The sequence below is a fragment of the Hymenobacter sp. NBH84 genome (assembly GCF_014217645.1).
GTDB classification, from domain to species: Bacteria; Bacteroidota; Bacteroidia; order Cytophagales; family Hymenobacteraceae; genus Hymenobacter; species Hymenobacter profundi.
In genome coordinates this window covers 4,417,122-4,436,408 of the sequence record NZ_CP043644.1, presented here as the reverse complement: position 1 = coordinate 4,436,408, position 19,287 = coordinate 4,417,122, and the positions used below count along the sequence as shown (strand labels likewise).

The 19,287-nt window shown below is 58.3% G+C and carries 16 protein-coding genes; 5 read left to right on the top strand and 11 right to left on the bottom strand.

Annotated elements, in window-relative coordinates:
- Positions 1 to 3: 3 nt before the first annotated feature.
- From F1C16_RS18675 to F1C16_RS18655, 5 genes are all read right to left on the bottom strand, one after another.
- Complete coding sequence (locus tag F1C16_RS18675) at positions 4 to 2,553, bottom strand: FdhF/YdeP family oxidoreductase (RefSeq protein WP_185282104.1); 2,550 nt, start codon at positions 2,551 to 2,553, stop codon at positions 4 to 6.
- 50 nt (positions 2,554 to 2,603) lie between these two features.
- Complete coding sequence (locus F1C16_RS18670) at positions 2,604 to 2,945, bottom strand: DUF7009 family protein (protein WP_185282103.1); 342 nt, start codon at positions 2,943 to 2,945, stop codon at positions 2,604 to 2,606.
- Positions 2,946 to 3,191: 246 nt separating this feature from the next.
- On the bottom strand, positions 3,192 to 4,070 hold the full coding sequence (fdhD, locus tag F1C16_RS18665; protein ID WP_185282102.1) for a formate dehydrogenase accessory sulfurtransferase FdhD: 879 nt from the start codon (positions 4,068 to 4,070) through the stop codon (positions 3,192 to 3,194).
- Between the two features lie 255 nt (positions 4,071 to 4,325).
- The gene (locus tag F1C16_RS18660; protein WP_185282101.1) at positions 4,326 to 4,595 is read right to left on the bottom strand and encodes a glycosyltransferase; all 270 of its coding nucleotides are present in this window, start codon (positions 4,593 to 4,595) and stop codon (positions 4,326 to 4,328) included.
- A 121-nt stretch (positions 4,596 to 4,716) separates the two neighbouring features.
- Entirely contained in the window at positions 4,717 to 5,853 is a 1,137-nt protein-coding gene (locus tag F1C16_RS18655; RefSeq protein WP_185282100.1) for a hypothetical protein, read from the bottom strand.
- Positions 5,854 to 6,024: 171 nt separating this feature from the next.
- On the opposite strand from F1C16_RS18655, the gene F1C16_RS18650 reads away from it, so the two are divergent.
- Together F1C16_RS18650 and F1C16_RS18645 are read left to right on the top strand one after the other, a co-directional pair.
- On the top strand, positions 6,025 to 7,317 hold the full coding sequence (locus F1C16_RS18650; RefSeq protein ID WP_185282099.1) for a hypothetical protein: 1,293 nt from the start codon (positions 6,025 to 6,027) through the stop codon (positions 7,315 to 7,317).
- Between the two features lie 228 nt (positions 7,318 to 7,545).
- Complete coding sequence (locus F1C16_RS18645; protein WP_185282098.1) at positions 7,546 to 7,926, top strand: hypothetical protein; 381 nt, start codon at positions 7,546 to 7,548, stop codon at positions 7,924 to 7,926.
- A gap of 192 nt (positions 7,927 to 8,118) precedes the next feature.
- On the opposite strand, the gene moaA is transcribed toward F1C16_RS18645, so the two are convergent.
- Positions 8,119 to 9,123, bottom strand: a complete 1,005-nt coding sequence (gene moaA, locus F1C16_RS18640; RefSeq protein ID WP_185282097.1) for a GTP 3',8-cyclase MoaA — start codon at positions 9,121 to 9,123, stop codon at positions 8,119 to 8,121.
- A gap of 124 nt (positions 9,124 to 9,247) precedes the next feature.
- On the opposite strand from moaA, the gene moaD reads away from it, so the two are divergent.
- Together moaD and F1C16_RS18630 are read left to right on the top strand one after the other, a co-directional pair.
- On the top strand, positions 9,248 to 9,490 hold the full coding sequence (moaD, locus tag F1C16_RS18635; RefSeq protein WP_185282096.1) for a molybdopterin converting factor subunit 1: 243 nt from the start codon (positions 9,248 to 9,250) through the stop codon (positions 9,488 to 9,490).
- A 164-nt stretch (positions 9,491 to 9,654) separates the two neighbouring features.
- Positions 9,655 to 10,071, top strand: a complete 417-nt coding sequence (locus tag F1C16_RS18630; protein ID WP_185282095.1) for a molybdenum cofactor biosynthesis protein MoaE — start codon at positions 9,655 to 9,657, stop codon at positions 10,069 to 10,071.
- A 152-nt stretch (positions 10,072 to 10,223) separates the two neighbouring features.
- On the opposite strand, the gene F1C16_RS18625 is transcribed toward F1C16_RS18630, so the two are convergent.
- The 4 genes from F1C16_RS18625 to moaC all read right to left on the bottom strand — a co-directional run bounded on the left by F1C16_RS18625 (position 10,224) and on the right by moaC (position 16,452).
- Positions 10,224 to 11,966, bottom strand: a complete 1,743-nt coding sequence (locus F1C16_RS18625; RefSeq protein ID WP_185282094.1) for a S41 family peptidase — start codon at positions 11,964 to 11,966, stop codon at positions 10,224 to 10,226.
- Positions 11,967 to 12,337: 371 nt separating this feature from the next.
- On the bottom strand, positions 12,338 to 14,587 hold the full coding sequence (locus tag F1C16_RS18620; protein ID WP_185282093.1) for a S41 family peptidase: 2,250 nt from the start codon (positions 14,585 to 14,587) through the stop codon (positions 12,338 to 12,340).
- Positions 14,588 to 14,813: 226 nt separating this feature from the next.
- Entirely contained in the window at positions 14,814 to 15,974 is a 1,161-nt protein-coding gene (locus F1C16_RS18615; RefSeq protein WP_219733351.1) for an NTP transferase domain-containing protein, read from the bottom strand.
- Positions 15,964 to 16,452, bottom strand: a complete 489-nt coding sequence (gene moaC / locus F1C16_RS18610) for a cyclic pyranopterin monophosphate synthase MoaC (RefSeq protein WP_185282092.1) — start codon at positions 16,450 to 16,452, stop codon at positions 15,964 to 15,966. Before moaC ends, F1C16_RS18615 begins: the two co-directional genes overlap by 11 nt.
- Before the next feature lie 212 nt (positions 16,453 to 16,664).
- Here moaC and F1C16_RS18605 point away from each other — a divergent pair, with 212 nt between their 5' ends.
- Complete coding sequence (locus F1C16_RS18605; RefSeq protein WP_185282091.1) at positions 16,665 to 17,882, top strand: molybdopterin molybdotransferase MoeA; 1,218 nt, start codon at positions 16,665 to 16,667, stop codon at positions 17,880 to 17,882.
- 638 nt (positions 17,883 to 18,520) lie between these two features.
- Here the strand turns inward: F1C16_RS18605 and F1C16_RS18600 are convergent.
- Positions 18,521 to 19,183 carry an SOS response-associated peptidase gene (locus F1C16_RS18600; protein WP_185282090.1) on the bottom strand — a complete coding sequence of 221 codons (663 nt, stop codon included), beginning with the start codon at positions 19,181 to 19,183 and terminating at the stop codon, positions 18,521 to 18,523.
- Positions 19,184 to 19,287 lie beyond the last annotated feature (104 nt).

Genomic DNA, 19,287 nt, shown 5'->3' with positions numbered 1-19,287 from the left:
CAGTTACGCCTCTACCGCTTCCGGCTTAGCTTTCTGCATCTTCTTCGCCACTTCCGAAGGCACCACTGTCACGACTACATATTTCGAGGTAGGCGTATTGCTGACCTTGGCTACGCTGGCAACGGGTACCAGCGGGTTGGCCTCGGGGAAGTACGCCGACACGTTGCCGCGCGGAATGTCGTACGGGATGGCCAGGAACTTCTCCACGGTACGCATATTACCCTCGTAGTGGCTTGTGATGTCGATGAGTTGCTTGGACTCCAGGCCGCGGTCGGCCATGTCCTGCTTGTTCATGAACAGCACGCGCCGCTCGCCGTACACGCCGCGGTACCGGTCGTTGTAGTCGTAAATGGTGGTGTTGAACTGGTCGTGCGAACGGATGGTCATCAGCACCAGTTGGTCGGGCTCCAGGGTGTACTTCTCCAACTCGGTTTTGGTGAAGTTGGCCTTGCCGTTTTCCGTCGTAAACTTCCGGTCGCGGGGGCCATTGGGCAGGTAGAACCCGCCAGGACGACGCAGCTTCTCGTTGAAGTTATCGAAGCCCGGAATCACACGGCTGATGTGGTCGCGGATGACGTCGTAGTTTTCCGTCATGGCTACCCAATCGGCAATGTTGGTTCGCTCGCCCAGGGTAGCAATAGCAATGCCGCTCAGGATGGCAACTTCGCTCATCATCTGCCCGGCCAGCGGCACCAAAATGCCTTTGTTCTGGCTCACCACACCCATCGAGTTTTCGCAGGAGGTCATCTGGTGTCCCGATTTCTGCATGTCGATATCGACGTGCGTAAAGCAGGGTAGCAGCAGGCTAGTTTCGCCGGTAGTCAGGTGGCCGCGGTTGAGCTTGGTGCCCACAAATACGGTCAGCTTCTGCTTGCGCATGCCTTCGGCAATAACTTCTGTATCGGGGCCAGCCGCCAGCAGGTTGCCGCCTAGGCTAACGAATACCTTCGTTTTGCCCTTGTACATGGCCTTGATACTTTCTACCGTATCGTAGCCGTGCTTGTAAGGAGGCGTGAAGTTGAACTCTTCTGCCAGCGAGTCCTGGAACTGCTTGGTAGGCTGTTCCCACACACCCATGGTCCGGTCGCCCTGCACGTTGGAGTGGCCGCGCACTGGGCAAGTGCCCGCGCCGGGCTTGCCTACGGCGCCTTTCATCAGCAGCAGGTTTACTAGCTCCTGAATGGTTTGCACACCCTGGCGCTGCTGCGTGAGGCCCATGGCCCAGCAGGCAATAATTTTCTTTTTGTGCGCCAGCAGATTAGCGGCTTCCAAGAGTTGCTCGCGGGTGCAGCCGCTCAGCTCCTCAATATCCTCCCAGCTGGTATTCTGGATGTTCTCCACCACAGCGTCGTAGCCGGTGCAGTACTCGGCAATGAAGTCGTGGTCAACTACCTTACCGGGGTTCAATTCCTCGGCGGCCAGCAGGTGCTTCATAATGCCGCGCAGCAAGGCCATATCACCATCCACGCGCACTTGCAAAAACACGTCGGTGATGGTCGTACCGTTGCCGAGTAGTGTACCCAATACCAGCAGCGGATTCATGAAATCCTGCGGGTTTTTGAAGTGGTTGAGGCCGGCTTCGATCAGCGGATTCACGCTGATAATTTTGGCTCCATTACGCTTGGCTTCTTGCAGAGCCGAGAGCATACGCGGGTGGTTGGTACCGGGATTCTGGCCGATAATCATGATGACTTCCGCCTCATGAATATCATTCAGCGTGACCGAGCCCTTGCCTAGCCCAAGCGTAGTAGACAACGCCGCGCCGCTGCTTTCGTGGCACATGTTGGAGCAGTCGGGTAGGTTGTTGGTGCCGAACTGCTTAGCGAAAAGCTGGAACAGGAAAGCCGGTTCGTTGGGCACTTTGCCGGAAGTGTAGAACACCGCCTCGTTGGGCGAGTCCAGCGCGTTCAACTCGTTGGCCACAATCTGGAACGCCTCGGGCCACTCAATAGGCTCGTAGTGCGTACCGCCGGGGCGCTTCACCATTGGGTGCGTCAGGCGACCCGCGTTGTTTTGGTCGCGGTCGGTCATGCGCGACAACTCGGCCAGGCTATGCTTGGCAAAGAACTCAGGGCCAGCGGCTTTGTCGTCGGCGTCAGAAGCCGTGGCCTTGGCGCCGTTTTCGCAGAACTCCGCCACCGAGCGGTGATGGTCCGGGTCGGGCCAGGCGCAGCTGGAGCAGTCGAAACCGTCCTTCTGGTTGAGACCAAGTAGGGCTTTGGTGCCACGGCCTACGCCGCCTTCACTCCAGCTAAACTCCATCGATTTGATAACGGCCGTTACGCCCGCCGCTACCTTAGCTTGCTCTTCCAGCTTCAGGCCCGTTAGGGCTTCTGGCGGCTGCGCCAGAATGGGGTTCTTGTATTTGGCACCGGCCACATCGGGGGCCGGAATATTTTCCTGGTCCCGCTCGCCCTGTGGGTCGGGACGGTAGTTGTCAGTCACGGGCGCTTCGCCCTGATCTGGGCGCTCGCCGCTTTTTGGGGCGTTTTCAGCCTTTTGCTCCTGGCTCTTGCCAGCCTTAGCCGGGTTGGTTTTCGGTGATTCTTCCATTTCAGTCTCGGGTGGTTTAGATTCAGTTACACAGGAAAGCCACTTGCGTACTAATGCCGGCAGCCTAAGTCTTTCTCTACTAATATACGCAACTCAGTCGCTTCGGCTACGTGCAGGGTAGCAGAAAGGCTAATTTCTTCGGACGCAACCCAATTGTGTGCTACTGTTTCGGGCACCAGCACCGTGAGGCGCCCCGGCAGGTAGGCCACGCGCAGGGCTTCGGCGGCAGCTGTGGAGTTGTCGGGGGCGCGTTGCAGGGCGTAGGTGAGCGTGCCGTCGGGGCCGGGCGCCAGTGGCACGTGGGAGGCTACTTGTCCGGTTTCGCCGAAGGTTGCTACTTCTTCTTCCGAGAGACGAAGGCGCAGGGTGTTATCTTCAAAACGGAGCTTCATGGGTGGGAGAGGAAAGTTTTGAGGTTGTGAAGTAGTGAGATGATGAGTGGCGAAATGATGAAGAGAGGCGCAACTGCTGACGCATTTGCGACCCACGCCAGAGGTAGCAAGTCAAAAAATCATGTGTCATCCTGAGCTTGCGAAGGACCTTCTCACGCTGAAATGACAAGCGTAATAACGACTCGTTCTGCGGGCACAAGGTCCTTCGCAAGCTCAGGATGACAGACTCTTTTGCTTACCTACCCCTTACAAGTTCACTATTTCACCCTTAATCCGCCACGGGTGCGAATAGATATTATACCGTTGCTGGCGCACAAAGCCCAGCAGCGTCATGCCGAAACCAGCGGCGGCCTGCACGGCTAGGCTACTAGGGGCGCCCACGGCGGCCAGCACCGGAATGCCGGCCACGGCCGCTTTCTGCACCAGCTCAAACGAGGCCCTACCGCTCACCAACAGCACGGTATCGTGCAAGGGCAACTGCTCATTGAGTAGGGCCGCACCAATGGCTTTGTCGAGGGCGTTGTGGCGCCCCACGTCTTCGCGCAGCAGGCGCAGCTCGCCGGTGGGTGAGAAGAGGGCCGCTGCGTGCAGGCCGCCGGTTTGCTCGAATACCTCCTGGGCTGCCCGTTGCCGCTCAGGTAGCTCATGGATAATGCTGGCCTCCAAGTAAGGGCCATCGGTGGGGAGCACGGGGCAGCTGCTGGCGTGCACCGCGTCGATGCTGGTTTTGCCGCAGACGCCACAGCTGCTGCTGGTGTAAAAGTGGCGCTCCAGGCGCGGCAGATCCACCGGGACGGAAGTAGCCAGCTCGGCGCGCACCACGTTTTCGCGCTCCTCTTCCTTGGTTACGTCGGGGCAATAGATAACGCCGTTCAGCTCTGCCCTACTTCGAATGATGCCTTCGGTGAGTAGGAAGCCCGCGGCCAACTCAAAATCATGGCCGGGCGTGCGCATGGTAATGGCCAGGGTGCGGTGCTCGCGCGCATCCGTCGGCCCATAGCCTACCCTGATTTCCAGGGGTTCTTCGGCGGCCAGCACGTCGGTGGCGGTGGCCGCACCGTGTCCGGCTGTCACCTTCTGCACGGTTACGTACTCGTAGCTGGTGGGGGGTAAGAAAGATTGCAAAGGGCGAAGAGGTAGGAAGTGATACGTGTAGTATCTTAACCTCTTTCACCGGGCACAAGTTTGCAAATGGCCTTGCCGGTCCGACGCCGTAGGCGTCCGACCGGTCGTCGTTGCGGTCGGCCGCGCCGCCGGGGGTAGGCACTGGCAGGCGTTTGCGTGCAGATTGGGCAACGAGCACGCAGACATCAGCACGCAGCTCGTTCAACGACGACCGGTCGGACGCCTGCGGCGTCGGACCGGCCAGTTACTTCTCTGCTAGCACGTTAGCAACAGCTGCTCGTAGCCGCGCATCACGCCTTCCAGCGACAGGTGCTGCTCGGCATAGCGGCGGGCATTCTGGCTGAACTGCGTGGTGTCTTGCGACATGGCTGCGGCAATACCGTCGTTCAGGGCCTGCTGGTTTTCGGCTTCTATCAGAATGCCCATCTGGTGCTCCTGTACCAGCGCGTGCATCCCCGATCCGGGGTTGGAGGTGATGACGGCCACGCCCCCCACGGCCAGCACGGTGGTCAGCTTGGAGGGCATCACTAGGTATAAGTGTACCCTATCAGGAAGATTCTATTCTTCCTGAATGAAGAATGAGGTCTAAGGCGCAACGCATATCGTAGCCTTCGCTCCACAAATTTGACTGGATTATGCGTGCTTCCTAAGCAAGAGATATTTTTTGATCGTGGGCAGCTGCCGTTTCTATGGCCTGCTGCGCCTCTTTCTCGTCGGCCACCGAGGGCTCCACGTACAAGGCTTGCAGGTGGGGCGAGCTAGTGAGGCGCGCCAGGTAGTCTACGGCGTCGAAGTAGTGCGTACGCAGCTCCTGGTACTTCTCCCAGGCGGCATCCTGGTCTACCACTATCGGAATTCCCTGGGCAGCCAGCTGCTCCAAAGCCGCTGCATAGGCGGCCGGATCGGGGTCAACAATTGCATTCTTCTCCCGCCGCCAGAAGGACACCCGCGTGTGAGAATGGTCGTGAAAATAGCGCATAATCCGATTCAGTGACATGCACCCGGCCCGGAAGCATAGCTGTGTATACCGGTTGGAGGTTTGGTCTACGCCACTGAGAATAAGCGCTGCTGTGTCTAAAATGATATTTGCGGCCGTTACCCAGGAGCGCCCTGGCTGCGGCGACCGAAAAAACGTGAGCATGGGCAATGACGTGTGACTGGCCTCCAACTCCACAAACCAGGCCGCCCACTGGTCCCATTCCTTCTGGTCGTCATCGAGGGAATGGGAGCGACCCAGCCAGCACACCAGGTCGATGGCCGAGCGGTTGTTGCCGGCGCGCAGTTCCAGCTGACTTACCACGGCCTCACGCCGGGCAAAGGCCTGATACATGGTTGGAATATATGATATCAGCAGTGTGATAAGCAGCAGGCCCAGTGCCGCCTCGGAGTAGGAAAAGGCGCTAACCACGAGCGAGCGGGACTCGTCGGTACCCAGCGTGAGCAGGGAGCTGCTGCTGAGCTTGTAGCACCGCGTCAGGCTACCGCTGCCCAGCGCCCAATAGATGGCAGTGTACCCAGCCGACACCAGCCCCAAGCATATAAGGGGTAGCATTACCAGCCCTACCGGCGCAAACAGCGCCATGACCCGGTCGCGCTGGGCGTAGGTTTTGCCGAATACAGCTACCGTATCAAACAGGTAGCGCACCAAGGTCAGCGCCCACTTATTGATGCGTACTGCTTCGCTGCGGGGCAGCACGAAGGAGCGAACGGCAGCCAATACCGTGGCCAACACCAGAAAGACTCCACCCATGAAGATGGGCACTCGCCACCATAAATCTGACATAGCCTACTTGCGCTGCTCCGTGAGTAAGGTTTCTCTATACGGCGGTGCCCAAATACCGACGATTTCTTCTTTCCCTTATCATCATTGCCTCACAGTTAAGCTGCTTTGGGGGAGCGCACACGCTTTGGCTTGTGTCTGGCGTTGGGAGCATGTACCCTAGCCCCCTACCTTATGCTGCTTATCGACGACTTGCAGGTGGAGCGCGACATTCTGCCGCTCTTCAACTTCACCCACCAGGAACAGTCGGAGGCGGCGTTGCGACAGCTGTTTGACGAACGGCCACCTACCAAAGCAGCCGTAGCTGAGCGCCAGGCCGTCGTTCAGGCCTTTCTCAACAACTGGGCAGTGCTAGGCAATTTCTCCTACTCGGTGCTGTACTTCCGCGGGGCCCAGTCGTTTATGCAGGAGGTGCAGAGCGGACGCTATTTGCTGGCTGCCGGGGCGAAGGCCCGGTGGCAGTTTTTCTTTTCGGAGGCAAAGCGTCACCACGTGCAGTCGCAGGTAGTGCAGCTGATTCTCTTTCTGGAAAAGCTGCATACCAGCTACCTCGCTCGCCTCGACCTCGCCTCTTTTCCGCCAGCTTTCAGGGCTGAGTTAACCGCTGCCAATGACTTTCTGGGCTTATTTGACTTAGGCGCGCAGGCTGCGGCGGTGCGAGAAAACGCCTTCACCGTCTCCCACATCTTGCAGACTACCAATGTATTGCAAAAACTGACAGCCGAAGAAACTGCGGCGTTCTGGTCGTTTCTATTTCGGTTCGAGGCCTATTGGTCGGTGGCGAAAGGCGTGATGCAGCACCAGTTGTGCTTTGCCCGATTCGACGACCAGCAATTGGTGGTAGAAGACCTCTACCATCCGCTTGTGCCCCAAGCAGTGCGCAATACCTTTCGGCTGCGGCCCGGCGAGAACGTGCTCTTACTCACGGGCCCTAACATGGCCGGCAAGTCTACGTTTCTGAAAGCCATAAGCTTGTGCGTGTACCTGGCGCACCTGGGCTTGGGCGTGCCGGCCACGGCGTGCACCTTACCCTACTTCGATACCATTGCAGTCAGCATCAACCTCAACGACAACCTGCGCAGCGGCTACAGCCACTTCATGACCGAGCTGCTCCACCTGAAAACCGTAGTGGAGCAGTTGGCGCAAAAGGGGCAGCAGCGGTGCTTTGCGGTATTTGATGAGCTGTTTCGCGGTACGAATCAGGACGATGCGCTGGACATCACCCAGGCTACAGTCGGCGGCCTCACGCGCTTTCCACGCTCCGTCTTTTTCCTCTCCACCCACCTGTTGCAGCTAGAAGAGCAACTGCCACCACTGGGTGCGGCGGTGGGCGCTTACCACATCGACTGCTCCATCGTCGACGGCCGTCCAGTGTTTTCCTACCGGCTCCGTCGGGGTTGGTCGCAGCTGAAAATTGGCCGGCTGTTGTTTGACGAGGTAGGGTTGGACCGGCTGCTGAAGTCGTAAGTGGTAACGCTGGACCAGAATTTTCAAGGTTTTCCCACTCGCTGTAGAAATCCTACCGTTCGCTGCAAAAAAGTAGCAGTTCGGCCAAAAAGCGCGGCTGTCCGGTCGTAGCGGCTTCATCCTTGTACTAGTCCACACAGCAGAAGGAAACCAGTCTAACTCGCTGATTTAGAATTCTGCACGGTCTTCCTCTCTTCTTGTTTTCACTCACATTTCAGGTATCATAGTATGGCTTACTCTACAAACACTCCTGCTGGTCAATCGGTACAAAACATCCTCGACTCGCTACCCGGCCTGATGGCCGTAGCCGTTGTTGACATTCAGTCGGGCATGGCGCTGGCATCGCACTCCAACACCCCCAACCTGAACCCCGAAACGGCGGCGGCTTACAACACGGAGGTGGTAAAGCAAAAGCAAAAGGCCATGACGGCCCTGAAGCTGACCGGCGAAAAGATTGATGATATCCTCATCAGCCTCACCAACCAGCTGCACCTGCTCAACATCACGGAGGACGGCAAGAAGTTCATCTACCTGGTCGTGAACTCCCGCGACACGAACCTGGCCATTGCCCGCGACGTATGCCGCCAGGCTGCTGAAGTGCTGAAGTAAGCACTGAGTTATTATAATAACAAAGCCACTCCAAATTGGAGTGGCTTTGTTGGTTTTGGGAGGGTAACGAATCAGTACGTACTTACCCCACCCCCAGCCCCTCCCTTCCGGGAGAGGGGTGCGTTCAACGATTCTTGTGCATATCGTCTGGCACCCCTCTCCCGGAAGGGAGGGGCTGGGGGTGGGGTCTCCCTACCCCCCAATCGTCGACATCGACTCGAAGCTGAGTTGATGTAACGGGCGCTGGCTTTCGGCCTCGAAGCCGTTGGCAGCGCGGTAGCGGAAGGCATTGGAGAGAGCCGCTACGATATCCGCGTCGGAGGAACCGCCGCGCAGCATGGCCCGGATATCGAGTACGCCTTGGTCGTAGAGGCAGGTTTTGACGCCGCCTTCGGCCGTGAGGCGTATGCGGTTGCAGGTACCGCAGAACGTGCGCGAGTAGGCCGCAATGATGCCAATAGTGCCCTGGTGACCGGCCACGCTGTATTCGCTGGCTGTAGCGCCCACGGGGGTAGGCAGCGGCGTAAACGCGCCAAAGTGCGCTTCTAAGTGTTCCCGAATACGGCGGTGATTCCAGGGGAGGGTAGCCGCATGGCTGCCGCCGTTGAAAGGCATTTCCTCGATGAAGCGCATTTCCACGGGCAAGTCACGGGTCAGTTCGGCCAGCGGAATCAGGTCCTGAATGTTCTGTCCATCCATCACCACGGCGTTGATTTTCACGCGAATACCAGCGGCTAGCAGGGCGTAGAACGTATCCAGCACCTGGGGCAACTCGTCGCGGCGCGTGATTTGGTGGAAGCGGGCGCGGTCTAGCGTGTCCAGGCTCAAGTTTACGGCACGTACACCCATGCGGGCCAGCTCGGGCACGTGGGGCGCTGTGAGTACGCCGTTGGTGGTCAGGCTGATATCATTGATGCCCTGAATGTGCGTGAGCTGCTCGATAAAGCCCATCAGGCCGCGTCGCACAAACGGCTCGCCACCCGTGAGGCGCACTTTACGCACGCCCAGGCCAGCTAGCAGCGTTACCAAGCGAGTCATTTCCTCGTAGGTCAGCAGTTCTTGGCGCGGCACGTATTGAATGCCTTCTTCGGGCATGCAGTAGAAGCAGCGCAGGTTGCAGCGGTCCGTTACGGCCAAGCGCACGTACTCCAGCGGCCGGCCGTGCGAATCGTAGAGAACAGTAGGAGTAGCGGACATGAAGGAATGCGAAAACGCCCCACCGACGCCGGCGAGGACAACTATTGGAACAAAAAGCGGGTAGGCTTCTTTTGCAGGTACTACTTAAGCAACAAAACAGTTGCTTTGTTCATTCTTTCGCCAAATGAAATTAACCATCGCCCTCTTCGGCATCACCCGCGAAATTGTAGGCCGGCCTACCCTGGAGTTGACCACACCCGATGGCCAATCGGTGCAGAGTCTACTTGCGGAGTTGCGCCAACAGTATCCCGCGCTGGGCAAGCTGAGCAGCCTGGCCGTGGCCGTTAACAACGACTACGCCACCGACGACACCCCCCTGCACGAGCGCGACGAAATAGCTCTGATTCCACCCGTTAGCGGCGGGTAAATAATATCTCTTTAACTGTCATCCTAAGCTTTCGAAGGACCTTCTCACACTAGAACGACAGACGTACTAGCGACTCGTTCCAACGTAAAAAGGTCCTTCGACACTGGCTTGATGCGCCACATGCTCAGGATGACAATTGTACTCCTGACACTATCCACACCCACATGCATATCGACCTCACCGATCAACCCATTGACATCACTGCCGCCCTGCAACTGGCCGAGGACGACGGTGCTGGGGCGGTCAATTCCTTTATCGGCACGGTGCGTAACCAGAGCACCGGCCGCCGCGTGGTGCGCCTCGAGTATGAGGCCTACGACAGCATGGCGCTACACCAATTGCGCAAAGTAGCCGAGCAGGCCCAGGAAAAGTGGCCGATGCTGCGCAAAGTCGTGGTCATTCACCGCAAGGGCACTCTATTTATTGGCGACGTAGCGGTTATCGTAGCCGTGTCTACCCCTCACCGCGCCGAGTCTTTTGCCGCCTGCCAGTACATTATTGACACCTTGAAGCAGGTAGTACCGATCTGGAAGAAAGAGTTTTATGAGGATGGCACTACGTGGGTAGCAGCGCATCCGTAGGGTGTGAGGGTAAGTGGATAGGAGGTTTTCACTCCGTGTCATCCTGAGCAAAGCGAAGGACCTTATCACGCTAGAACGACAGCCATACCAACGACTCGTTCACGTGTGATAAGGTCCTTCGCTCTGCTCAGGATGACACAAAAGTAAGAGCGCTACCCAGCCGTTTCAATCAGCTGCACGGCTCTTCCCAGTAACTCATCCCTACCCTCTTTGATACCCTGGATGGTAGGCTTCACCTCAATATCCGGAACAATGCCGATGCGCTGGGTTTCGCGGCCGTCGGGGTAGTACACGCCCAGACCGGTAATCCAGGTGGAAATGCCACCGGGTAATACAATGGTAGACACATCGCCATCGGCGCCGGCCGTGGTGCTGCCGATAACGGTGGCATTGGGGGCGGTGCGCAGAGCCATAGTAGTAAATTCAGCCTGGCTCTGCGAGATTTCATTGACAAGGACAACTACCTTTCCAGGGTAGAACTTTCCCTTCTTAGGACGCACATAGGAAGGATATTTGCGCAGCGGAAACCGCCCTGGATATGTGATATCCGGATTACTGGCCTGCACAAACGGCGTGAATTTACGAACTAGATATTGCGACAAAGCATACATTACGGGCTCAGCGGGGTAGTTACGGATATCAATCACCACTCCCTTCGTACCCTCCGCCGCCTGCATAATCTCCGGCAGCGTTGCATTTTTGATCGTACCCAAAGAGAGGTAGCCGATATTGCCCGGCAACAACCGCCAGGGCGAAGCTTCCGGGTCCGGTGTACCCCAATCCATCTTCAAATTGAGCTTTTTACTTTCGTAGCGGGTAATAGTCAGGGGAAGCTCCCGTCCGTCACGGCGCACAACCAGAGGTAGTTGCTCCGTATTACCGCGCAGTAGCAGTTTGGCGATGTCGCGTAACTGGGTAGGCTCATTGGAGGCCGAAGTGATAGGCTGCCACTTTTTCACCAGCTCTGGCACCGGCACACCGTCGATTTGCACTACCACATCGCCCGGTTGCAAGCCCGAGGCTTTGCCGAGCGCCGCATCGTAATAGTCCGTCACCACGGCCTGGTTTTCTATGAAACGGATGCGCACCGGCGCGTATAATTTGCCTTTATACGTATCCAACACTTCATCTTTGTAGATACCGGCATGCGAATCGTGAATGCGGGCAATAAGTGCTTGTAAGGTAAGACGGTACTGCTCGGCGGTGCCGGCGCGGGTCAGCTTGGGGATAAACTCTGGTAGTACTTGTTGCCAATCTTCTCCGATGGCGTAGCGGTAGGGGAAGAAATACTCAACCATGTTCCAGAAGCGGTAGAGCGCCAGCAAGCGCAGCCCGGTATCGGGTAGCGCGGCGCGGCCGTAGGCCACCTCGTGCTGGAAGACGGAGTTTCCTGCGTTAGGGTCTATGCTCACGTAGTAATTCGCACCCTGATTTCGATTCCTGCTTAGGTAGATAAGTTGAGTGCTAAGTGCGTCGCTAAGCTGTTTTTTATCTGATAGCCAAGCCAGATCGGGTTGCAAGCGCACTTTGTCGGCGGGTAGCTCTTTGCACGTTTTGCACGTGGGCACCTCGCCAAATTTTGTGACCCAGCCGCGCAGCACCTCACTACGAGCGGGCTCGTTGGGCGCCGCTAATACGGCGGGCAGCACCCGAAACAGCTCGGCGTCCATGTTGAAGTTGCCGGCGGCCACAGCCGGGTGGTAATACTTCACAAAGCCCCACACCCGGCCCAGCACTGCCAGGTTTTCTACCTGCTGCTGATTGAGTTTTTCGGGAAACACAATGCCGGAGCGTTGCTGAAAGGCGGTATCCTGCGCGGCCGGAGCCGTTTTTTGCGCCAGGGAAACGGTAGCGCAGCCTAAGTGGAATGCCAGCGCGAGGTAGGGTAGCTTCATAGAAAGAAAAGAATAAACGTATGTAATATGAAGTCAGGAAGATAGCAGAAGCACTAGATATAGTGTGGCACTTACTCCGCCACCCGCATCAATAGGCCTAATCAGTAACCCATATAGTGTACTGACGGGGTGCCTCATCCCCACCCCCCGCCGAAAAAGGGGAAGCCGAGAGGAAACCAAGAAGTAGGAATGCCATTCAACGAGCATTTAACTTTTAACACGCAACATTTCAATCGTCCGGTTCCCCCTGCTCCGAGTAAGGGTAGGGAAGTCGCGCATCCGCAACGGCCATTCCGAGCGGCGCGAGGAATCTGAGTAATTATTCCGAAATGGTTTCACTCAGATTCCTCGCGCCGCTCGGAATGACAATTTTACCCGGCCGTTTCAATCAGCTGCACGGCTCTTTCCAGCAATTCGTCTCTACCCTCTTTGATGCCCTGGATGGTGGGCTTTACTTCGATATCGGGCACAATGCCGATGCGCTGGGTTTCGCGGCCGTCGGGGTAGTACACGCCCAGGCCGGTAATCATGGTAGGGATGCCGCCGGGCAGCATGATGCTGGACACGTTGCCGTCGGCGCCGGCCGTGGTGCTGCCGATAACGGTGGCGTTGGGGGCGGTGCGCAGGGCCATGGTGGTGTATTCGGCCTGGCTCTGCGAGATTTCATTCACTAAGATGACCACTTTACCAGGGTAGGGATTTGCTACGCCGGGCGACACCGAAACGGGTTCTGGCATCAGGGGGAAAGTGCCTGGATAGGTTATGTCGGGCCCGCTGAATAGCGCAAACTGCGTGGGTTTGGGCACCAGGTACTGCGACAAAGCAAACACCACGAACTCGGAGGGGTAGTTGCGGATATCAATCACCATTCCCTTCGTACCTTCTGCGGCCTGCATAATTTCTGGCAGCTTATTTTTCTTGATCGTGCCCAGCGAGAGGTAGCCGATATTACCCGGCAGCAACCGCCAGGCCGAGGCTGCTGGGTCCGGCGTGCCCAAGTTCATTTGCATATCGAGCTTGGTGCTTGCGTAGCGGGTGAGCGTGAGCGGAAATTCCTTGCCGTTGCGGCGCACCACTACGGGTACTTTCTCTGTGTTGCCGCGCAGCAGCAGGTTGGCAATGTTGCGCAGCTGGGCCGGCTCGTTGGAGGCCGGGGCAAGGGGCTGCCACTTTTTCACCAGCTCCGGCACCGGCACGCCGTCGATTTTCACCACTACGTCGCCCGCTTGCAGGCCCGATTCTTTCCCGAGCGCCGCATGGTAGTAATCCGTCACTACGGCCTGGTTTTCCACGAAGCGAAGACGCACCGGCGCGTACAACTTACCGTTGTAGTGGGTCAGCACCTCATCCTGATAAATATTGGCGTGCGTGTCGTGAATGCGGGCAATGAGCGCCAACAGGGTAAGGTGATACTGCTCGGCGGTGTTGCTGCTAGTCAGCTTGGGAATAAACTCCGGTAGTACTTGTTGCCAATCTTCCCCGATGGCATACCGGTAGGGAAAGAAATAGGCAATCATGTTCCAGTAGCGGTAGAGCGCCAATAGGCGCAGCCCGGCATCGGGTAGTGCGGTGCGGCCATACGGTGCTTCGTGCCGAAAAACAGGGTTGCCTACGTTCGGAGCCGCACTCACGTAGTAGTGCTCTCCCTGGTTTCGGTTTTGGCGCAGGTACGTGAGTTGGCTGCGAAGCGCTTCGCCGAGCTGTTTTGTATCTGATAGCCACGCCAGATCGGGTTGCAGGCGCACTTTGTCGGCAGGCAGTTCTACGCATGTTTTGCACGCGGGCACTTCTCCAAACTTCTTCACCCAAGCACTCAGCAGCTGGCTGCGTTTCTTCTCATTGGGCGCCGCCAGCACGGCGGGCAGCACCCGAAACAGCTCGGCGTCCATGTTGAAGTTGCCGGCGGCCACGGCCGGGTGGTAGTACTTCACAAAGCCCCATACCCGGCCCAGCACCGCCAGGTTTTCTACCTGCTGCGTGCTGAGCTTTTTTGGAAACGTAATCCCCGAGGCCTGCTGAAACGCAGTGTCTCGCGCCGCTGGCTTAACGGACATGGTTCGCGTAGCTACAGCGGACAGCGGTTTATCATCAATGGTCAGCTCCAGGTCGTCGAACCAAGCAGTGCCGGTGCCAGCCAAAATGCCGCCGAACAGAATATATTCTGCCTGCTCCTCCAGGGGCAGCGTAATGCTGAACTGCTTCCAGTCGGTAGTGCCCCGCATGGGCTGGTCCTGGGTGTTTTTGAAAGCCACGGAACCACTTGAACCATCTTCGCGCAGCCAAATTGCCGCCGAGCCCTGCTCCGATACGCCCTCCGTTTTGATGAAGCCCTTCAGCGTAACCGACTTACCCGCGTATTGCGCCGGAATTCGCAACGTAGCCACGCCAAATTGCCCCTGCTTGGCCTGGCTGTCCTGCATCCGCAGCGCATACTTGCCTTGGTGGCGCACTGCCGAGTCGAGCGTGACGCGGTAGCCTTTGCCGTTGTTGGTGTACCAAGTAGCGGGCAATTGACCACTAGGATACTCAAAATCATAGGCAGTCGCCGGGGCCGCAGTTTGCGCCAGGGAGACGGTAGCGCCGCCCAGTTGCAATGCCAGCGCGAGGTAGGGTAATTTCATAGGAAAGAGGAGAATAGGTGTATGGCATATGGAGTCAGAAATGTAGTAGAAGGTAGCAGGTAGGCTTTAAAATTTATAGCCCCGAAGCGCGAACTTTGTAGTTCACGCTTCGGGGCTATTGTACCACTTGTTGTTCTGACGCGCGAACTACATGGTTTGCGCTACTATATGGGTGCTTCAGTTCAACGCCTATCCCCTGGCAGAGCCGGGCGCCTGCAAGGCGCCCCTACCCTAGCTCCCGCTCGGCGGCTGCACGCTCTTGCGGCGTGTTAATGTTGCGTAGCTCCTGCGGGGCGGGCGGCATCAGGAGTTGAATATCACTGTTGATGAGCGCCTTGCGCGGGCACGAGTAGCCTAGGGCCAGAAACTGAAGCAGTACCGCATAGCTGCGCGGCTCCCAAATGGTGATGAGCGGCTCAGGCCACTCGTTGTGCGGGCTTTGGTAGGCCGTGGCCACGCGGCCGGCGTGGCGGTGCGCTACCAGGTGGCGCAAGGTTTCGGTGGAGAGGAAAGGTAGGTCGCATGCTACTACCAGCCAGGCGGCGTTGGGGTCGTGGCGGAAGGCGGTGAGGATGCCGCCCATGGGCCCCAGGTCCAGGAACTGGTCGGGTAGGGGCGTGAGGCCGGCGGGCAGGGCGTCGGCCTGGTCGGCGCGGCAGGACACGAATACATCCTGGCACACCTCGGCCAGCAGGCCGGCGGCGTATTGGCGCTGTTCCTGCCCGTGGTAGCGCAGCTGGCCCTTGTCGGTTTGCATACGCTGGCTGTGGCCGCCGGCCAACACCAGGCCACGCAAGGGCGGCGCGCTGGCCTGCCACCACTGTTGTAGCCAGTCGGCAATGGCAGCGGTGTCGTCGAGGGCAAGAACGGTGGGTTGCCGCTCGCCCAAGTGGGTTCGCAAGTAGGCGGGCAGCTCGGTTTCGCCTTCGCTCAGCAAAATCAACTGCACATCGGTCAGGCGGTCGAGCTTTTTCTCCAGCGGTTTCTTACTGCTGATAATGGCAATTTGCTGCTGAGCGCGGAAGTGGTTGCCGTTCACCAGCACCAGGCTCTGACCACCTAGCCAGTGCTGCTGGGCAAACTTGTCCATGCCGCGCTGCACATCGAGGCGGCGGAAGTGGATTTTGTCGGTTAGCTCGGCAGCAGCGCCTACCGTTAGCAATGTGTCGGCGGGGGCGGCTTCGTCGCCGGTGGCATGGTCGGCGTCTACGTAGGCCGCGTGCAGGGTAGGCGACAAGTGTGGCATCAGGCGCGCTACCAGGTCTTTAATCACGCCGCAGGGTGCGCCCAGAATAGCCAGCTCCTGGCGGTTGAACTCGCCGGTAGCGGGGCGGGTCAGGGCAGCGTGCTTGGCGTGCGGGGCGGGTAGGGGCTGGTTAGTCGACATGATGAAAATCTTGTTTGCCGCCGGTTTTTTCCAGCAAGCGCGTTTCCTGAATAATGATGTTGTGCGACAAGGCTTTGCACATGTCGTAAATGGTGAGAGCCGCCACCGAAGCGCCGGTTAGGGCCTCCATTTCCACGCCGGTTTTGCCGGTCACGGACGAGGTGCATTCAATGATAACTGAATCAGGTTGCTGCACTTCAATGCGCACTTGGCAGTCGTCGAGACCCAGTGGGTGGCACAGCGGAATCAGCTCCGAGGTGCGCTTGGCCCCCATGATACCGGCCAGAATAGCCGTTTGAAACACGGGGCCTTTGCGGGTGGGCAGGTCGCCGTCCTGCACCAATTTCAGAATTTCGGAACCGAGTACCACGATGCTGCGGGCACGGGCCACGCGGCGGGTAGCGGTTTTACCGCCTACATCAACCATGGCGGGCTGGCCAGCAGCATTGAGGTGGGTGAGTTTAGAGGAGTCAGACATAGCAGGAACGCGGTATGTGAGGACGCGCTTGGTAACGGATGTTGAACAAAAAAGCAGTGCCCAGCCGGGGCTTTGCAGTGCGTTGCAGACCGTGCGAGGAAGGAGTTGATATAACCAAACCAGACGCAAATCGTCTAGTTCTACCATCGTGCTCATTGCACAAGGTCTACCACCTATACGCGAAGTAACGCTTCGCGCTTCATCTCTGCCCCATGACTACCGTCGAAGAAGCCACTCGCCTGGTGCTGTCCACCGTTCGCACCCTCCCCACGGAACGGCTCCCCCTCCCCGATACGCTGGGCCGGGTGCTGCGCCAGGCCGTAACCGCCGACCGCGACTTTCCGCCCTTCAATCGGGTAGCCATGGATGGCATTGCGCTCAACTATGCGGCTATTGCGCAGGGCCAAACGCAGTTTGAGGTAGTGGGTATACAGTTTGCCGGCCAGCCCCCTACCCCCCTTGCCAGTCCCACCACTACCCTCGAAATCATGACCGGGGCCATGCTGCCGCCCGGCACCGATACGGTAGTGCGCTACGAGGATGTAGACATAGCAGCGCAACCCGATGGCCGCCGCGTGGCGACCGTGCGCGTGCTGCCACCCAAAGCCGGGCACAACGTGCACGCCCAGGCCACCGACCGCCACCAGGGCGACGTGCTGCTGCCTGAAGGCACCTTGCTGGGACCAGCCGAGGTAGCCGTAGCGGCCACGGTAGGTGCTACCCATTTGGTGGTGGCACAACGCCCGCACGTGGCCGTGGTGAGCACCGGCGACGAGTTGGTGGAGCTGGACCAGGCGCCCCTCCCCTACCAGATCCGGCGCTCCAACTCCTACATGCTGCAAGCGGCTGTGTGGCAGGCCGGCGGCCGGGCCGAGCGGTTTCACTTCAACGACGACCCCGACGCCTTGCGCCAGGGCCTGCCGCCCCTGCTGCACCAGTATGATGCCGTGCTACTCAGCGGGGGCGTGTCGATGGGCAAAGCCGATTTCCTACCCGCGGCATTGGCCGAGGCGGGCGTAGAGCAGCTGTTTCATGGGGTGCAGCAGCGGCCGGGCAAGCCCTTTTGGTTTGGGCAGCACCCACAGGGCGCGGTGGTGTTTGCGCTGCCGGGCAATCCGGTTTCCACCTTTGTGAACTACTGCCGTTACGCTGCGCCGTGGCTGCGGGCCGTGCAGCAGCCTACCCTACCCCAGCCAGAACCTACGTTTGCCGTACTGGCCGCCGATGTGGTGTTTCGTCCGCCCGTCACGCACTTTCTGCTCGTAAGCCTTGCAAGTGCTCCCGATGGTCGGCTGCTGGCCACACCCGAACGCGCCCACGGCTCCGGCGACTTGGCTAGTTTACTGCCTAGCAGTGGCTTTTTAGAGCTGCCTATAGGGCAAGACAAGTTTCCGGCTGGTACGGTGCTACCGGTATGGCGCTTCCGGTAATTCAGAGAATTGATTTCGGTTGAAGGTGGTCAGAACGCCAGCCTAACTGTCATCCTGAGCGGGGCGAAGGACCTCCTTACGTCAGCACGATGCTCGTAACAACGACTTGTTCTAACGTGAGAAGGTCCTCGCAAGCTCAGGATGACAGTTGGGTTGGCTTTCTGAGCAGCCGGGTTGCCTTTTCTAATCGTGTGTTAAGAAAACTTAACAATGCCCTACGCTGCCCAAAAGGCATTTATTATCATTCTGATAAAATTTTATACATAACTCATATCAATAGATAATTCAATATTTTATATACTTGCCATATACTTCAGCAAGTCACATTTTTTCTAACTATAATTCAAGCTTATGCGCGTTTTCTACTCTCTCCTCCTTTGCCTCTTTATCAGCGTTGGTACAGCCGTAGCAGCTAAAGCACCACGCAAACGGCCAGATTCGCATCGGCACCGCACAGTGAGTGACATGTTTAAGCCTCGTATGAGCCACTTCGGCACCGGCAAGCCCTTGATTCCCTACCACAAGCGCGTGAAGCACGCGAAGGAGAAGTCGTTGACCTTCTAAAGGGACCCATTCCTACAAAAGAGCCGGCCGCATGCTATGCGGCCGGCTCTTTTGCGTTGTTTACCGTGTGCGTGTCAGGCTGCTTCCAGCACCTCAGCGTCGTTGTGCGCGGGCGAGTTCACGCGGGTGGTCACGGCGTATTCCATCATGCCATCGGTGGGGTAGGGTACGAGTAGGTGCTGATGGTCGGCGGGGCTGAGGGTGTCGGCGAGCCAGGCTTGCTCGGCCTCTGGGCCAGGGAGCAGCACGGGCATGCGAGTGTGCAGGCGGGCCATCAACTCGTTGGGCTCGGTGGTGATGATGGTGAAGGTAGGCAGCACCTCACCGGTTTGGCGGTCGAGCCACTCGTCCCATAGACCGGCGAAGGCAAATGGTTGCTCATCGCGCAGCATAATCCGGTGCGGCACCTTGCCTTGGGGCGTCTGCTGCCACTCATAGAACGAATCGGCCAGCACCAAGCAGCGCTTGCGCTGGAGCAGCTGCCGAAACGAGGGCTTGTCGGCCAGGGTTTCGGCGCGGGCGTTGATGGGCTTGACAGCCTTTTTCAGGTCTTGCACCCAGCCCGGTATCAGCCCCCACTGCACCAACTGGATGGTGTCGGGCGCAGCGTTGATGATGATGGGTAGGCGCTGCGACGGGGCAGCGTTGTAGTTCGGCTCGGTGGGTTCGGCAAGCGTTGCGCCGAAGCGTTTTGCCAGGCCTGCGGCAGGCGTGAGGGTAGTGTAGCGGCCACACATACAAGCAAATCAAAAAAGAGTGGAAGTAACGAAAGGGTAGCTGCCGTTTGGAAGCTAGAAATTGACGGCCGCAGAAAATAGCAGCGTATCGCCCGCACCTGTTT

Bases quoted from the DNA above. Each gene is read 5' to 3' on its own strand.
- F1C16_RS18675 (WP_185282104.1), bottom strand. From the start codon at position 2,553: ATGGAAGAATCACCGAAAACCAACCCGGCTAAGGCTGGCAAGAGCCAG.
- F1C16_RS18670 (WP_185282103.1), bottom strand. From the start codon at position 2,945: ATGAAGCTCCGTTTTGAAGATAACACCCTGCGCCTTCGTCTCTCGGAA.
- F1C16_RS18660 (WP_185282101.1), bottom strand. From the start codon at position 4,595: ATGCCCTCCAAGCTGACCACCGTGCTGGCCGTGGGGGGCGTGGCCGTC.
- F1C16_RS18655 (WP_185282100.1), bottom strand. From the start codon at position 5,853: ATGTCAGATTTATGGTGGCGAGTGCCCATCTTCATGGGTGGAGTCTTT.
- F1C16_RS18650 (WP_185282099.1), top strand. From the start codon at position 6,025: ATGCTGCTTATCGACGACTTGCAGGTGGAGCGCGACATTCTGCCGCTC.
- F1C16_RS18645 (WP_185282098.1), top strand. From the start codon at position 7,546: ATGGCTTACTCTACAAACACTCCTGCTGGTCAATCGGTACAAAACATC.
- moaA (WP_185282097.1), bottom strand. From the start codon at position 9,123: ATGTCCGCTACTCCTACTGTTCTCTACGATTCGCACGGCCGGCCGCTG.
- moaD (WP_185282096.1), top strand. From the start codon at position 9,248: ATGAAATTAACCATCGCCCTCTTCGGCATCACCCGCGAAATTGTAGGC.
- F1C16_RS18630 (WP_185282095.1), top strand. From the start codon at position 9,655: ATGCATATCGACCTCACCGATCAACCCATTGACATCACTGCCGCCCTG.
- F1C16_RS18625 (WP_185282094.1), bottom strand. From the start codon at position 11,966: ATGAAGCTACCCTACCTCGCGCTGGCATTCCACTTAGGCTGCGCTACC.
- F1C16_RS18620 (WP_185282093.1), bottom strand. From the start codon at position 14,587: ATGAAATTACCCTACCTCGCGCTGGCATTGCAACTGGGCGGCGCTACC.
- F1C16_RS18615 (WP_219733351.1), bottom strand. From the start codon at position 15,974: ATGTCGACTAACCAGCCCCTACCCGCCCCGCACGCCAAGCACGCTGCC.
- moaC (WP_185282092.1), bottom strand. From the start codon at position 16,452: ATGTCTGACTCCTCTAAACTCACCCACCTCAATGCTGCTGGCCAGCCC.
- F1C16_RS18605 (WP_185282091.1), top strand. From the start codon at position 16,665: ATGACTACCGTCGAAGAAGCCACTCGCCTGGTGCTGTCCACCGTTCGC.
- F1C16_RS18600 (WP_185282090.1), bottom strand. From the start codon at position 19,183: ATGTGTGGCCGCTACACTACCCTCACGCCTGCCGCAGGCCTGGCAAAA.